The following is a 14,825-nucleotide window of genomic DNA, read 5'->3' as shown; positions in this document are numbered from 1 at the left end:
CCGGGAGCGATACCGCTGCCCATCTCCGTGGCGACTTCGCCAGACGTTTCCACGAGCGATCAGCCCCAGGAGATGGCGAGGATCTCGTAGGCCTTGGAGCCGCCGGGGGCGACGACTTCGATACTGTCACCCTTCTCCTTGCCGATCATGGCACGGGCGATGGGCGAGGAGATCGAGATGCGGCCAGCCTTCACGTCGGCTTCCTGATCGCCGACGATCTGATAGGTCTTTTCCTCCTCGGTATCCTCATCGATTAGCTTGACGGTTGCGCCGAACTTGATCGTGGAACCGGACATCTTGGAGAGGTCGATCACTTCGGCGCGGGCCGTGAAATCTTCCAGCTCGCCGATGCGGCCTTCATTGTGGCTCTGGGCTTCCTTGGCCGCGTGATATTCCGCATTTTCCGAAAGGTCACCATGGGCGCGCGCTTCCGCAATCGCTTCGATGATGCGGGGACGCTCCTCCTGCTGGCGCCAGCGCAGTTCTTCCTGCAACTGGGTAAACCCCTTCGGCGTCATCGGTACCTTTTCAACCATTTTCTTGTCCTTAAGGCGCATGTCCGCGGATGCCGCGGACACAAAAAGAAACAGGTTCCGGAGCGGTAACTTCGGAACCATCTGCAGCATCTGAATTTAGGGCATCATAACAGAATTTCGACTGCTCCCGCTAGGAAAATCGAAATGGTGTCAGATGCGCCAGCTGGAGTTGAATGAATCAAACGTCCCTCGATTTGTCAACGGGTTGACGCAGTCATAAAGAACATATAGAGAACGCACTAATGAAGAAGTCGCTGAAAGAACGGTTGGCGATCCTGTCGGACGCTGCCAAGTACGACGCCTCCTGCGCCTCCAGCGGGACATCGAAGAGAGATTCGTCGGTATCCGGCGGATTGGGTTCGACCGAGGGGTCCGGCATCTGCCATGCCTATGCCCCGGATGGTCGCTGCATCTCCCTTCTGAAAATCCTTATGACGAATTTCTGCATCTACGATTGCGCCTATTGCATCAATCGTTCCTCCAGCAATGTCGAGCGCGCCCGGTTCACGCCCGAAGAGGTTATCTGGCTGACGCTGGAATTCTATCGGCGCAATTATATCGAGGGTCTGTTCCTGTCGTCGGGCATTATCCGCTCGTCCGATCACACGATGGGCGACATGGTACGGATCGCGCGGGAATTGCGGACCGTTCATAATTTTCGCGGCTACATCCATCTGAAGACGATCCCGGAAGCGTCGCAGCAGCTGATCGAGGAGGCGGGGCTTTATGCCGACCGTCTGTCGATCAACATCGAACTGCCGACCGATGCCGGGATCAGCCAGTTTGCGCCGGAAAAGCGGCCTGCCAATATTCGTCGCTCGATGGGCGATCTGCGGCTGAAGATCGAGGAGATGCGCGACCCGACGCTGCAGACCAAGCGTCGCAAGCGGTTTGCGCCTGCCGGCCAGAGCACGCAGATGATCGTCGGGGCAGACGGCGCCAACGACGCGACCATTCTTGGGACGAGCGCCAGACTGTATGGCAGCTACAGCCTGAAACGCGTCTATTACTCCGCCTTCAGCCCGATCCCGGACTCGTCGAAGACACTGCCGCTGATCAAGCCGCCGTTGATGCGCGAGCATCGGCTCTATCAGGCTGACTGGCTTTACCGGTTCTACGGGTTCGAGATCGGCGAGATTACGGCGTCCACGGAAAACGGCATGCTGGATCTAGACCTTGATCCGAAGCTTGCCTGGGCGCTCGGCAACCGCGACAAGTTTCCGGTCGATGTGAACAGGGCGGACAAGGAGACGCTGCTGCGGGTGCCGGGTTTCGGGACCAAGACCGTCGGAGCGATCCTGTCGTCGCGCAGGTTTCGCAAGCTGCGACTGGAGGATTTAAAGCGGCTGAGCGTGTCTCTGAAGAAGGTACAGCCCTTTATCACCTGCGAAGGGTGGACACCGCGCAAGCTTGCCGACCGGGCCGATCTGCGATCCATGTTCCAGCCAAAGCCGGAGCAGCTGTCGCTTCTATGATGTACCGAGTCCTGTTGCGGGGGAGAGGCGATCTGACCGAGTGGCGCGATGCTGCGCGTGCCTATCTCGCGGCCGGCATCGCACCTGATCGCGTCGAGTGGCGCACGATGGACGACACGGACGGATTGTTCGGGCTGGACGGCAACCAGTTGCCTGCGCCTGTCGACAAGCCGGTGACGCAGGGTGTTCCTCCAGCCTTTCTGAAGCTTGCCGCCTCGGTCATCTGCCATTCCGATCCGACGCGGTTCTCGCTTCTCTACCGGATGCTGTTTCGCATGGCGCACGGGCGCAATTTTTTGGGTATGGCGACCGATCCGGATGTGGTTGCGGCAAACCGGATGTCTAAGTCGATCGGCCGCGACTATCACAAGATGACCGCCTTCGTCCGTTTCAAGGAAATCCCACTGCCGGAGGGTGTTGCCGGACGCCGGCGCTTTGTGTCCTGGTTCGAGCCTGATCATTTTATCATCGACCGTGTGGCCCCGTTTTTTCAGCGTCGTTTCAACGACATGGACTGGCTGATCGTGACGCCCAAGGGTTCGGCGTCCTGGGATGGCGAGACCCTGCGGACCAGCGATGAGCCCGCCGAAAAGCCCGACCTTCGCGACGACACGGACGATCTGTGGCGGACTTACTATGCCAATATCTTCAACCCCGCGCGGCTGAAGGTGAAGATGATGATGTCGGAAATGCCGAAGAAGTACTGGAAGAACCTGCCCGAGGCCGAGCTTATTCCGGGCATGATCGCCAGCGCCGAGGCAAATGTGATCGAGATGGGACGCAAGGCGGCGAGCGAACCCCTGGCGTTCCACCATCGCATCCAGGAAGCCGCAGCACGGGTGCCCACGCCAGAAGGGCCGACCGCCGGTACAATCGAGGCCTTGCGGGAGGAAGCACGTCGCTGCACCCGCTGCGACCTCCATTGCATGGCGACCCAGACGGTTTTCGGCGAGGGGCCTGTCAATGCCAAGGTGATGATCGTCGGCGAGCAGCCGAGCGATCAGGAGGATCTGGCCGGGCGCCCCTTCGTCGGGCCGGCGGGCAAAGTGTTCAACGAGGCGGTGAGCGCGGCCGGGATCGACCGGACGCAATTCTACATCACCAATGCGGTGAAGCATTTCAAATACGAGCCACGCGGCAAGCGGCGCATTCACCAGAAGCCAAATATGGGCGAGGTGCAGCAGTGTCGCTGGTGGCTCGTCCAAGAACTCGATCTGGTGCAGCCGAAGCTGGTCGTCGCGATGGGTGCGACCGCGCTGTTTTCACTCACCGAGATGCGCCACAAGCTGGAGGACGTGCGGGGCAGACCGATCGCCATGGAGAACGGACGGATGCTGTTCGTCACCGTGCATCCGTCCTACCTGCTTCGCATTCCCGATGAAGGGCGAAAGGCGGAGGAGGTGGCGCGGTTCAAAGAGGATATCGTGGCGATCGGACGCCTGGCTTCGTAAGCGAAGCATCAGCTTCATTGGTGGGCCCAGGTTTCAATTGACTTCGTCTTGAAATGAAAGCTGTATTCGGCGGGGTCTCTCAAGACTATAGCTGGGGAATATGTCGAATACAGACGTCGCGGTCACACCGCCATTCAAGGCGCAACCTTTCGGCTCCACGCTTCGGTGCGAATATTCGCTAATGGAGGCGGTCGGGTATATAATACTCTGGGTGATCATCAGTGTGTTGACACTTGGGATCGGTGCGTTCTTCGCGGTTTACTACTTCTACAAGAGCATCATCAACAAGACCTACCTGATCGGCCGGGACGGCCAGCGGATCGCGCGGCTCGAATGTGAACTCAACCTGGCGGAGATGATAGGTCACATCCTGATCTGGATCCTGATCTCCATCGTGACGCTCGGGATCGGTCTTGTGTTCTACGTCTTCCGCACCTTGCGGCTCTGCTTCAACAGGACAAGGCTCGTTTATATCTGAGCGCGTTCAGTGTCCCGAGCCGATCGCGCTTTCGTCGATATGGGCGCGGGCGTAGATCGTGCGGGCGGTCGCTGCGAGGATAAGCAGGACCAGTGAGGCGAGGAGGCAGCAGCTGGCAAAACCCGTCGAGAAGGATTGCCGGGCGGCCTCCAGCCAGACCGGGCCTTCGCCTGCCTGAAGAGCGCTTCCGCCGAGCCCGCGGGCCGTCTCGACGGCGCCGCCGATGGTCGCCCTGACCGTCGCCGCCTGGGCCGGGTCGAGGCCGGCCACATCCGCGCCATCCATTAGAATGCGATAGACCAGTGTCCCGAAGCTGCCGAGAAGGGCGACACCGAGGGCGCCGCCGAATTCGGCGCTGGTTTCGGAAATCGCCGAGGCCGAGCCGGAGCGTTCCGGTGGCGCCGTGCCAACGATCAGGCCAGTCGTCGTCAAAACGACGGGCACGAAGCCGATCGCGATGATCATGGTCGAGCCGAGGACGCCGTAGAGGCTCTCCGAGTAGGCAGCGATCGACATGGACAACATGCCGGCCGCGTTGATGACGAGACCGATGAGGACGGTGTTGACCGGGCCGAACCGGTTGGTGAACCGGTAGGCCTGCAGCGACATGACGGTGAAGACGATCGATGACGGGATCGACCAGAGGGCGGCTTCGAGCGGCGACAGGCCGAGCACGAACTGCAGGAAGAGGTTCTGGTAGAGAAACACCCCGAAGACGAAGAACATGCCCGCGAGATTGACGAGAAGCGAGGCGGTGAAGGCGGGGATGGCAAACAGCTTGAGGTCGATCAGAGGCTGCGTCAGGCGCTTCTGACGGCGGATGAACAGGTAGCCGAACGCAACGCCGACCGCGATCGGGACCAGATGCTGGCTCTGGAACCCATCTGCCGCCATGTGCTTGAAGCCGTAGATCACCGGCAGCACGGTCGCGAGCGACAGGACGACGCTGACGAGATCGAGCTTGGCACTTTCCGGGCTCTTGTATTCCGGCAATAGGAACGGGGCGACGACCAGAAGCACCAGCATGATCGGAATGTTGATGAGAAACACCGAGCCCCAGTGAAAATACTGCAGGAGAAAGCCGCCGAGGAGCGGGCCAATTAGTCCGCCCAGTGCGAAAGCTGTTCCCCAGATGCCGATCGCCCGGTTTCGCTCGGCTTCGTTCTTGAAGAGGTTGACGATCAGCGACAGGGTCGAGGGCGCGATCGTCGCGCCGGCAATGCCGAGAAGCGCACGGGCGGCGATGAGTTGCTGCGCTGTCGATGAGAAGGCGGCAAGTGCCGAGGCGATCCCGAAGGCGAATGCGCCGATCAGCAGCACGCGGCGGCGGCCGATCCGGTCTCCGAGCGTGCCCATGGTGACGAGAAAACCGGCGACCATGAAGCCGTAGATGTCGTTGATCCAGAGCAGTTCGGACGCGGACGGATCGAGATCCACGACGATCGCGGGGACGGCGAGAAACAGGATGGACAAGTCCATCGAGTAGATCAGGCAGGCGATCGACAGGACGCAGGCACCGATCCATTCCCGGCGACCGGCAGGCTCGTGGCCCGGATGTTGCGACGGCGTCTGCATCGTTCCTCTCCCAGATATCGGCTTGCGGATTTACCGCACGTCTCAGGATCGGGCAACCGCGGGGCCAGCAAAGAAAACGGGCGCCAGAGGCGCCCGTTGGAGAGTGTTACGCGAAGTAGCTTTGCAGCGTACGCACTTCGAGATTGCCGGCCTTCAGCGCCTTGATCGCCATCGCAGCGGATTCGGCACCTGATATCGTCGTGTAATACGGCACCTTCTGCATCAACGTTGCACGGCGCAGCGATTTCGAGTCCGAGATCGCCTTGTTTGAATCCGTTGTGTTGATGACGAGCTGGACCTGGCGGTTGCGGATGGCATCCTCGATATGCGGGCGTCCTTCCAGGACCTTGTTGATCTTGGTCGACTCGATGCCGTTTTCGGCGAGGAAGCGGGCGGTACCGCCGGTGGCGATGACCTTGAAGCCTATTTCCTTCAGCATGCGGATGGCCGGCAGCACGCGTGGCTTGTCGTCGTCGCGGACCGACACGAAGACCGCACCGTCGCGGGGCAGTTCGACGCTTGCACCGAGCTGGCTCTTGGCGAAGGCGAGCGCGAAGTCCGTATCGAGACCCATCACTTCGCCGGTCGAACGCATTTCCGGTCCGAGCAGGATGTCGACGCCGGGGAAGCGGGCAAACGGGAAGACCGCTTCCTTGACCGCGATATGCTTCAGGTTGCGCGGATCGGGCTTGGTGCCGTAGGCCGCAAAGATCGCGTCGAGCTTTTCGCCGGCCATGGCACGGGCGGCGATCTTTGCGATCGGCGCGCCGATGGTCTTGGCCACGAAGGGCACCGTGCGCGAGGCACGCGGATTGACTTCGAGCACGTAGACGGTGCCGTCCTTGATGGCGAACTGGACGTTCATCAGGCCGACGACGTTAAGCGCCTTGGCCATCGACGTTGCCTGGCGTTCCAGCTCGTCGATCATCTCGTTGGACAGCGTGCGCGGTGGCAGCGAGCAGGCGCTGTCGCCCGAGTGAATGCCGGCTTCCTCGATATGCTCCATGATACCGGCGACATAGACGTCGGTGCCGTCGCAGAGGCAGTCGACATCGACTTCGATGGCGTTGGACAGGTAGCTGTCGAACAGAAGCGGGTTCTTGCCGAGCAGGGTGTTGATCTGGCCGGTCTTGTCGTTCGGATAGCGCTGCTTGATGTCTTCAGGCACCAGTTCCGGCACCGTATCGAGGAGGTAGCTCTGCAGCTGGCTTTCCGAATGCAGGATCTGCATGGCGCGGCCGCCCAGAACGTAGGATGGGCGAACGACCAGCGGGAACCCGATTTCCGACGCCACGAGGCGGGCCTGCTCGACCGAGTAGGCAATGCCGTTGTTCGGCTGCGTCAGGTCGAGCTTCATCAGCAGCTTCTGGAAGCGGTCGCGGTCTTCGGCCAAGTCGATCATGTCGGGCGCCGTGCCGAGGATCGGGATGCCGTTCTTTTCGAGCGCCTCGGCAAGCTTCAGAGGCGTCTGGCCGCCGAACTGCACGATCACGCCGACGACTTCGCCCTTCTCCTGTTCCGCGCGGAGAATCTCGATGACGTCTTCTGCGGTCAGCGGCTCGAAATAGAGGCGGTCGGACGTGTCGTAGTCGGTCGATACGGTCTCGGGGTTGCAGTTGATCATGATCGCTTCGTAGCCGGCATCCTTCAGGGCGAAGGCGGCGTGGCAGCAGCAATAGTCGAACTCGATGCCCTGGCCGATGCGGTTCGGACCGCCGCCGAGGATGACGACCTTCTTGGCGGTCGAGACTTCGGCTTCCGAGCGCAGTTCGCCGACGAACGGCGTCTCGTAGGTCGAGTACATGTAGGCGGTCGGCGACGCGAATTCGGCAGCGCAGGTATCGATGCGCTTGAAGACCGGCCGCACGTTGAGCGCGTTGCGCAGTTCCGCGACTTCCTTCGGGCGTTTCTTGGTCAGGCTGGCGAGGCGGGCGTCTGAGAAGCCCATGGCCTTCAGCATGCGCAGGTTCTCGGCGTCAGCAGGCAGGCCGTGTTCGCGAACGCGGGCTTCCATGTCGACGATCGCCTTGAACTGGGCGATGAACCACGGGTCGATCTTGCAGGCTTCATGCACTTCGGCTTCGGAGAGACCGAGACGGAGAGCCTGGGCGACCTGGCGCAGACGGTCCGGCGTTGGCGTGCCGATCGCGGCGCGGATGGCATTCTTGGAGCCTTCGCCCTCTTCCATGCCGGGGATCTCGATCTCGTCGAGACCGGTCAGGCCGGTTTCAAGACCGCGGAGCGCCTTCTGCAGCGATTCGGCAAAGGTACGGCCGATCGCCATGACTTCACCGACCGACTTCATGGCGGTGGTCAGCACCGGCGAGGCGCCCGGGAATTTCTCAAAGGCAAAGCGCGGGATCTTGGTGACGACGTAGTCGATCGACGGTTCGAACGAGGCAGGGGTTGCACCACCGGTGATGTCGTTGTCGAGTTCGTCGAGCGTGTAGCCGACCGCAAGCTTTGCCGCGACCTTGGCGATCGGGAAGCCTGTCGCCTTGGAGGCGAGCGCCGAAGACCGCGATACGCGCGGGTTCATTTCGATGACGACAAGACGGCCATCGGCCGGATTGACCGCGAACTGGACGTTGGAGCCACCGGTCTCGACACCGATCTCGCGCAGGACCGCGATCGATGCGTTGCGCATGATCTGGTATTCCTTGTCCGTCAGCGTCAGGGCCGGCGCGACAGTGATCGAGTCACCGGTATGGACGCCCATCGGGTCGATGTTTTCGATCGAGCAGATGATGATGCAGTTATCCGCGGTGTCGCGGACCACTTCCATCTCGTATTCCTTCCAGCCGAGAACCGATTCCTCGATCAGCACTTCGGTGGTCGGCGAGGCATCGAGACCGCCGCCGATGATTTCGAAGAATTCCGAGCGATTGTAAGCAATGCCGCCGCCGGTGCCGCCCATGGTAAAGGACGGGCGGATAATGGCGGGTAGGCCGACGACGTCGATAGCCTGTGCCGCAATCGCCATCGCGTGGCTGATATAGCGCTGCTTGCGGTCGGTTTCGCCGAGGTTCCACTGGTTTTCGAGCGCGTCGAGCGCCTTGTCGAGCTCGGCGCCGGACAGTTCGGCCTTGACCTTGTTGCGCTCGGCTTCGTGCGTCTTGCGGTCGGCATCCTTGATGTCGGTGGCATTGGCCAGCATCGACTTCGGGGTTTCGAGGCCGATGCGGCTCATGGCTTCGCGGAAGAGGGCGCGGTCCTCGGCCATGTCGATGGCGGCGGGCTTGGCCCCGATCATCTCGACATTGTAGCGGTCGAGCACGCCCATTCTCTTCAGCGACAGTGCGGTGTTCAAGGCCGTCTGGCCGCCCATGGTCGGCAAAAGCGCGTCAGGGCGTTCCTTGGCGATGATCTTGGCCACCACTTCCGGGGTGATCGGCTCGATATAGGTGGCGTCGGCCAGGCCCGGATCGGTCATGATCGTTGCCGGGTTGGAGTTGACCAGGATGACCCGGTAACCTTCTTCGCGCAGCGCCTTGCAGGCCTGGGTGCCGGAATAGTCGAATTCGCATGCCTGGCCGATGACGATCGGGCCCGCCCCGATGATGAGGATCGATTTGATGTCTTGGCGCTTCGGCATGATCTCTATCCACTTTTTTCTGCGCGAAAAACCGGCACGGGGCGTGAAGCTCCGGTCGGGTGGCGTGCGCATGTTTTTTCTGGCTAGACGCGGCTTATAGGGAAATGTGCCGGGGAACGGAACCCCATAATTGAGCATATCGACAGGAATCGACACGGCTGCCGGGTAGTTTTGCCCAGGCGTTTCGAGGCGTACCGCAACGGGGTTTAGTGACATGGACAGGTTGCGACCGCACCAGTAGATTGCGCAGACATAATATAAACAGCAACGGCCCTCCATGACGACGACCGCTTGCGCGGAGGAAACCATGGCCGATGCCACTTCGAAAGCCGCTATAGCGCAAGCGGCGACCGCCGCCGATGCACCCGTCCAGGCGGACAAGACGGTGATGCCGATCATTTTTGCGGTCAGCTTCTGCCATATGCTCAACGACATCATGCAGTCGATGATCTCGGCGATCTATCCGATGCTCAAGGCCGACTACAATCTCGACTTCTGGCAAATCGGCATTCTGACGCTGGCCTTCCAGTGCACCGCATCGCTGCTGCAGCCGGTGATCGGCATCATCACCGACAAGAAGCCATTCCCGTACTCGCTGCCGATCGGCATGGGGGCGACGTTTGTGGGGCTGTTTCTGCTCGCCGGTTCGCATGTCTATCTGATGCTTGTGGTGGCGGCTGCGCTGATCGGCATCGGGTCGGCGGTGTTTCATCCGGAATCGTCGCGGGTGGCGAGGCTTGCGTCCGGCGGGCGCTATGGTTTTGCGCAGGCGACCTTTCAGGTGGGCGGCAATTTCGGACAGGCGATCGGGCCGCTGCTGGCCGCCTTCATCATCGTGCCGATGGGGCAGGGCAGCGTCGCCTGGTTTTCGGCAATCGCGCTGCTCGGCATCGTGATCCTCTCCTGGGTCGCGCGCTGGTACAAGGCGCATATGCTGGCCAACAAGGGGCGCAAGAAGAGCCTCGGTATTCACAGCCTGCCGCGTCGCACGGTGATGGTGGCACTGGTCGTGCTGGCGATCCTGACGTTTTCGAAGAACATCTACATGGCGGCAATCGGCAGCTATTACACGTTCTTCGTTATCGAGCGCTTTGGCGTCACCGTGCAGTCGTCGCAGATCATGCTGTTCGTCTTTCTGGGCGCGACGGCGCTGGGCACGTTGATCGGCGGTCCGATCGGCGACCGGTTCGGCTCCAAGGTGGTGATCTGGATCTCCATTCTCGGCGTGCTGCCGTTCACGCTGGCCATGCCGTTCGCCAATTTACCGATGACGATCGTGCTGTCGGGTATCGTTGGGCTGCTGATGGCGTCGTCTTTCCCGGCCATCATCGTCATGGCGCAGGAGCTGGTCCCTGGCCGGGTGGGAATGATCGCCGGCATCTTCTTCGGGCTCGCTTTCGGCATGGGTGGTATCGCCGCCGCCGTGCTCGGCATCATCGCCGACCACAGGGGCATCAGTTTTGTCTATTCCATCTGCGCCTTCCTGCCGGCGATTGGCCTTCTCACCGTGTTCCTGCCCAGCAAGGCGCAGCTGAGGGTCGCCTGAGCCAACAGCCTGACATCCCGACATGGATATTTGGCGGGCCTGTTCTATATCGTCGTCAAGGATCATTTCCGACCGAATAGATTAGAACCTGGGGTGCGATATGGAATGGAAAGGGCGTCGGCAATCCGACAATGTCGAGGATCAACGGGGTGCCTCGATGGGTGGCCGCGGTGGCGGTTTCCGCATCCCGATCGGTGGCGGCGGACGTGGCGGTGGTGGATTGAGCATCGGCGGCATCGTCGTCGTGCTGATCATCTGCTGGGTCACGGGCATCAATCCGCTGACGCTTCTGTCGGGCGGCGATACCGGCATGGATACGGGCACCAGCACCACGCAGCAGGCGCCGCGTACGCCGGCTGAAGACGAGATGACCGGTTTCGTCCGCACCGTCCTTGCTGATACCGAAGACACCTGGAACGAAATCTTCCAGAGCAACGGCGCTCGTTATGAGGAGCCGACGCTGGTTCTCTTCGGCGGTCAGGTTCGGTCTGCCTGCGGTTTTGCGTCGTCGGCAAGCGGCCCGTTCTACTGCCCGAGTGACCGCAAGGTTTATCTGGATACGGAGTTCTTCAAGGAACTCAGCCAGCGGCTTGGGGCCGGAGGCGATTTTGCCGAGGCCTATGTGGTCGCGCATGAAGTCGGGCATCACGTCCAGAACCTGCTCGGCGTATTGCCGAAATTCAACCAGGCGCGGCAGAATATGAGCGAGACCGAGGCCAACCGCATGTCGGTTCGCGTCGAGCTTCAGGCGGACTGCTTTGCCGGCGTGTGGGGCAAGCGTACCCAGCAGAAGGGCTTTCTCGAAAGCGGCGACCTGGAGGAGGCTTTAAACGCCGCCCAGCAGATCGGTGACGACACGCTGCAGAAGCGCAGTCAGGGTTATGTCGTCCCGGAAAGCTTCAACCACGGCACCTCGCAGCAGCGTATGCGCTGGTTCAAGCAGGGCTTCGACACCGGCGACATGAAGGCCTGCGACACGTTCTCGGGCAATGTCTGAGCAGTGGTCTTTGCTGCTCCGGCGAGCAGCAGAGCCGTGACTGAGAGATCAATCTTAGAAAAATCGTGTGGGCGGCGAGACCGATCGCCCGCACTTTCCCGGTTTAGGCGTGCTCGACTCCGCAAATCCTGGACCTATGCCGGGCTGCGTTCGGCACCAGCCCGTGCCGATGGACGAGGCCAAGTTCCTGGCCGCACCATCCTCCTATCGATCGGTCCGTCAGACCAGTCACGTCACCCATCAACGTTGGTGAACTTCGCCCTACAATTTTTGCTGGATCGGTGCCGAGCCTTGATGAACCCCGATGCCTTCTTTATAGGCAGGGTACCGTGCCGCTGACCGTTTCTGGAAGCGGCTTTTTCCATTTGTAGGATTTATCGATGTCGGGCTTGCCGAACACTGGCGGTGCATCTGCGCCGCATGACGCCGTCATTACGGATCGTTCCTGGTCGTCGCATCTGCGCGGCACGTTTGCGCTCGGCATCCCGCTGGTGGGAGCCCAGCTTGCGCAGATGGCGATCCATACGACCGACGTCATTCTGGTCGGCTGGCTTGGGACGACCGAACTTGCCTCCGTGGTCATTGCGACGCAGCTGTTTTTCGTCGTGTTCATCTTTGGCACCGGGTTCACCAGCGCCGTCGTGCCGCTGGTTGCGCAGGCGCTCGGCCACGGCGACCGGATCGGCGTGCGCCGGTCGGTGCGCATGGGGCTGTGGGTGGTGATTGCCTATTGCACGGTTGTCGCGCCGCTGCTCTGGTTTAGCGAACCGATGCTGCTCGGCCTCGGTCAGGCGCCCGATGTCGCGGCCAATGCGCAGAGCTATCTACGCATTGCGCAATGGGGCATGTTCCCGGCGCTCGGACTGATGGCTCTGCGCAGCTTCGTGACCGGATTGGAGAAGGGCGGGATCGTTCTCTACATCACGATCGGCATGTTCATCATGAACGCGATCGTCGCCTATCTGCTGATCTTCGGCCATTACGGAGCGCCGCAGCTGGGTCTTCATGGCGCGGCGATCGCAGCCGTGTCCGCCAACCTGGTCGGCTTCCTGATCGCGATTGCCTATGTGCAGGCGCAGCCCGCCATGCGCGCTTATGAACTCTTCGTGCGCTTCTGGAAGCCTGACTGGTCGATGGTTCGGGAAGTCTTCCTGCTCGGACTGCCGATCAGCTTCACGATCCTTGCCGAAACGAGCCTGTTTGCGGCGGCTTCGCTGATGATGGGCAGTATCGGCAAGCTCGAGCTTGCCGCCCATGGGATTGCGCTGCAGCTTGCCTCGATCGCCTTCATGGTGCCGCTGGGTCTGGCGCAGGTCGCAACGGTTCGGGTCGGTCTTGCCAACGGTCGTGGCGACATGGTCGGTGTTCGAAGGGCCGGTGGGGCCGTGCTGATCGTCAGCATCATCTTCACGGCGATCGGCGGTGTCCTTTACGCCGTGATGCCGGGCGCGCTGGCGGGGCTTTTCCTCGACACCAGCCAGCCGGACGCCGCTGCGGTGCTCGCGCTCGCCACACCGCTGATTGTCATTGCCGGCATCTTCCAGCTGGTCGACGGGCTGCAGGCCGTGGGGGCCGGACTTTTGCGCGGATTGAAGGATACGAAAGTGCCGATGCTTCTGGCGCTGATCGCCTACTGGCCGATCGGCTTCGTCTGCGCCTGGGTGTTCGCATTTCCACTCGGCTATCGCGGCGAGGGTGTCTGGTTCGGTTTCGTGATCGGCCTTGCCGCCGCAGCTCTCTTCCTGTGCGGACGGTTCTGGATTCTTTTGCAGCGCCATAAGCAAATGGCCCGCTGAGAGCAGCGGGCCATCTGATTGAAACCGTGACTTGAGAAGGTTTTAGCGCTCGGCGAGCGCTGCCTCTCCCTTGTTCTCGCGCACCATGTTGATGAAGCGGCGGAACAGGTAGTGGCTGTCCTGCGGACCGGGCGATGCTTCCGGGTGATGCTGGACGGAGAAGACCGGCTTGCCGGACAGACGCAGACCGCAATTGGTGCCGTCGAACAGCGAAATGTGAGTCTCCTCAACACCCTGCGGCAGCGACTTCGAGTCGACCGCGAAGCCGTGGTTCATCGACACGATCTCCACCTTGCCGGTCGTGTGATCCTTGACCGGGTGGTTGGCGCCGTGATGACCCTGGTGCATCTTTTCGGTCGTGGCACCGAGTGCGAGGCCGAGGATCTGGTGACCGAGGCAGATGCCGAAGGTCGGGATGTCGGTCTTGACGATGTCCTTGATGACAGGGACAGCGTAAGCGCCGGTGGCTGCCGGATCGCCCGGGCCGTTCGACAGGAAGATGCCATCCGGCTTCAGCGCCAGAATGTCTTCCGACGAGGTCTGGGCCGGGACGACCGTGACCTTGCAGTCGAGGCCGGTGAACAGGCGCAGGATGTTGCGCTTCACGCCGTAGTCGATGCAGACGATGTGATACTTGGCATCCTCGGCCTTCAGTTCCTCGGAACCTTCGTTCCAGACCCAGGGCTTTTCGGTCCACTGCGACGACTGGCCGGAGGTCGCTTCCTTGGCGAGGTCGAGACCTTCGAGACCACTCCAGGCCTTGGCTTCCGCCTTCAGCGCTTCGATGTCGAAATTGCCGTTCGGATCATGGGCGATCACGGCGTTCGGGGCACCGTTCTGGCGGATCCAGGAGGTCAGCGCGCGTGTGTCGATACCAGAGAGGCCAATGACGCCGCGGCTCTTCAGCCAGGAGTCGAGGTCCTTTGCCGAGCGGTAGTTCGATGGTTCGGTGATGTCGGCCTTGAAGATCGTGCCAACGGCGCCGCGGCGGGCAGCGGGCGTCAGGTCCTCGATGTCCTCGTCATTGGTGCCGATATTGCCGATATGCGGGAAGGTGAAGGTGACGATCTGGCTGAGATAGGACGGATCGGTCAAAATTTCCTGGTAGCCGGTGAGGGCGGTGTTGAACACCACTTCGGCGGTGACCTTGCCGGTCGCGCCGATGCCTGTTCCTTCAATCACGGTTCCGTCGGCAAGCACGAGAACGGCGGTGGGTTTTTTCGTGGTCCAAGGGGTGGTCGCGGTCATATCCATCCTTCTGCCCCAGCGGCCCGTTTCCCGAAACGGAAAACAGGGTGTCGAGGTCATCTCTCGTCGCAGAAAAGGGCGCGCGGAAACCCGCTTGCGGCCCACTATCCAATTGTTGTGCAGGTCCT

Annotated in this window: 10 protein-coding genes; 6 read left to right on the top strand and 4 right to left on the bottom strand. The window is 61.4% G+C overall.

Annotated elements, in window-relative coordinates:
• Positions 1-59: 59 nt before the first annotated feature.
• A complete protein-coding gene (greA, locus tag ACQY1K_RS11020) occupies positions 60-536 on the bottom strand; it encodes a transcription elongation factor GreA (RefSeq protein ID WP_062457929.1) in 477 nt (158 codons plus the stop codon).
• Positions 537-778: 242 nt separating this feature from the next.
• Here greA and ACQY1K_RS11015 point away from each other — a divergent pair, with 242 nt between their 5' ends.
• The 3 genes from ACQY1K_RS11015 to ACQY1K_RS11005 all read left to right on the top strand — a co-directional run bounded on the left by ACQY1K_RS11015 (position 779) and on the right by ACQY1K_RS11005 (position 3,940).
• Complete coding sequence (locus ACQY1K_RS11015) at positions 779-2,011, top strand: putative DNA modification/repair radical SAM protein (RefSeq protein ID WP_062455876.1); 1,233 nt, start codon at positions 779-781, stop codon at positions 2,009-2,011.
• Positions 2,011-3,462 carry a UdgX family uracil-DNA binding protein gene (locus tag ACQY1K_RS11010; protein ID WP_430258980.1) on the top strand — a complete coding sequence of 484 codons (1,452 nt, stop codon included), beginning with the start codon at positions 2,011-2,013 and terminating at the stop codon, positions 3,460-3,462. Before ACQY1K_RS11015 ends, ACQY1K_RS11010 begins: the two co-directional genes overlap by 1 nt.
• A gap of 100 nt (positions 3,463-3,562) precedes the next feature.
• Positions 3,563-3,940, top strand: coding sequence for a DUF6693 family protein (locus ACQY1K_RS11005; protein WP_430257358.1), 378 nt, complete (start codon positions 3,563-3,565; stop codon positions 3,938-3,940).
• Between the two features lie 6 nt (positions 3,941-3,946).
• Here ACQY1K_RS11005 and ACQY1K_RS11000 read toward each other — a convergent pair whose 3' ends face one another.
• Together ACQY1K_RS11000 and carB are read right to left on the bottom strand one after the other, a co-directional pair.
• Complete coding sequence (locus ACQY1K_RS11000; RefSeq protein WP_430257357.1) at positions 3,947-5,515, bottom strand: MFS transporter; 1,569 nt, start codon at positions 5,513-5,515, stop codon at positions 3,947-3,949.
• Between the two features lie 106 nt (positions 5,516-5,621).
• The gene (gene carB, locus ACQY1K_RS10995) at positions 5,622-9,110 is read right to left on the bottom strand and encodes a carbamoyl-phosphate synthase large subunit (RefSeq protein WP_062576875.1); all 3,489 of its coding nucleotides are present in this window, start codon (positions 9,108-9,110) and stop codon (positions 5,622-5,624) included.
• A gap of 307 nt (positions 9,111-9,417) precedes the next feature.
• Here carB and ACQY1K_RS10990 point away from each other — a divergent pair, with 307 nt between their 5' ends.
• The 3 genes from ACQY1K_RS10990 (at position 9,418) to ACQY1K_RS10980 (ending at position 13,449) form a co-directional block, all read left to right on the top strand.
• Positions 9,418-10,656 (top strand): MFS transporter, encoded by a 1,239-nt coding sequence (locus ACQY1K_RS10990; RefSeq protein ID WP_430257356.1) that lies wholly within the window; start codon positions 9,418-9,420, stop codon positions 10,654-10,656.
• A 100-nt stretch (positions 10,657-10,756) separates the two neighbouring features.
• On the top strand, positions 10,757-11,653 hold the full coding sequence (gene ypfJ, locus ACQY1K_RS10985; RefSeq protein WP_430257355.1) for a KPN_02809 family neutral zinc metallopeptidase: 897 nt from the start codon (positions 10,757-10,759) through the stop codon (positions 11,651-11,653).
• Positions 11,654-12,033: 380 nt separating this feature from the next.
• Positions 12,034-13,449: an MATE family efflux transporter gene (locus ACQY1K_RS10980; protein WP_430257354.1), complete on the top strand. Its 1,416-nt coding sequence runs from the start codon at positions 12,034-12,036 to the stop codon at positions 13,447-13,449.
• A 42-nt stretch (positions 13,450-13,491) separates the two neighbouring features.
• Here the strand turns inward: ACQY1K_RS10980 and carA are convergent, their stop codons facing one another.
• A complete protein-coding gene (gene carA, locus ACQY1K_RS10975; RefSeq protein ID WP_174196454.1) occupies positions 13,492-14,697 on the bottom strand; it encodes a glutamine-hydrolyzing carbamoyl-phosphate synthase small subunit in 1,206 nt (401 codons plus the stop codon).
• Positions 14,698-14,825: the final 128 nt, after the last annotated feature.

Source organism: Neorhizobium sp. IRS_2294 (assembly GCF_050500145.1).
Lineage (GTDB): Bacteria > Pseudomonadota > Alphaproteobacteria > Rhizobiales > Rhizobiaceae > Neorhizobium > Neorhizobium soli.
Note: the sequence above shows the minus strand (reverse complement) of the source record. Positions and strands in the feature narration are given on the sequence as shown.

What these genes read in the sequence shown, in the direction of transcription:
- greA (WP_062457929.1), bottom strand. Translation starts at nt 536, where the DNA reads ATGGTTGAAAAGGTACCGATGACGCCGAAGGGGTTTACCCAGTTGCAG.
- ACQY1K_RS11015 (WP_062455876.1), top strand. Translation starts at nt 779, where the DNA reads ATGAAGAAGTCGCTGAAAGAACGGTTGGCGATCCTGTCGGACGCTGCC.
- ACQY1K_RS11010 (WP_430258980.1), top strand. Translation starts at nt 2,011, where the DNA reads ATGTACCGAGTCCTGTTGCGGGGGAGAGGCGATCTGACCGAGTGGCGC.
- ACQY1K_RS11005 (WP_430257358.1), top strand. Translation starts at nt 3,563, where the DNA reads ATGTCGAATACAGACGTCGCGGTCACACCGCCATTCAAGGCGCAACCT.
- ACQY1K_RS11000 (WP_430257357.1), bottom strand. Translation starts at nt 5,515, where the DNA reads ATGCAGACGCCGTCGCAACATCCGGGCCACGAGCCTGCCGGTCGCCGG.
- carB (WP_062576875.1), bottom strand. Translation starts at nt 9,110, where the DNA reads ATGCCGAAGCGCCAAGACATCAAATCGATCCTCATCATCGGGGCGGGC.
- ACQY1K_RS10990 (WP_430257356.1), top strand. Translation starts at nt 9,418, where the DNA reads ATGGCCGATGCCACTTCGAAAGCCGCTATAGCGCAAGCGGCGACCGCC.
- ypfJ (WP_430257355.1), top strand. Translation starts at nt 10,757, where the DNA reads ATGGAATGGAAAGGGCGTCGGCAATCCGACAATGTCGAGGATCAACGG.
- ACQY1K_RS10980 (WP_430257354.1), top strand. Translation starts at nt 12,034, where the DNA reads ATGTCGGGCTTGCCGAACACTGGCGGTGCATCTGCGCCGCATGACGCC.
- carA (WP_174196454.1), bottom strand. Translation starts at nt 14,697, where the DNA reads ATGACCGCGACCACCCCTTGGACCACGAAAAAACCCACCGCCGTTCTC.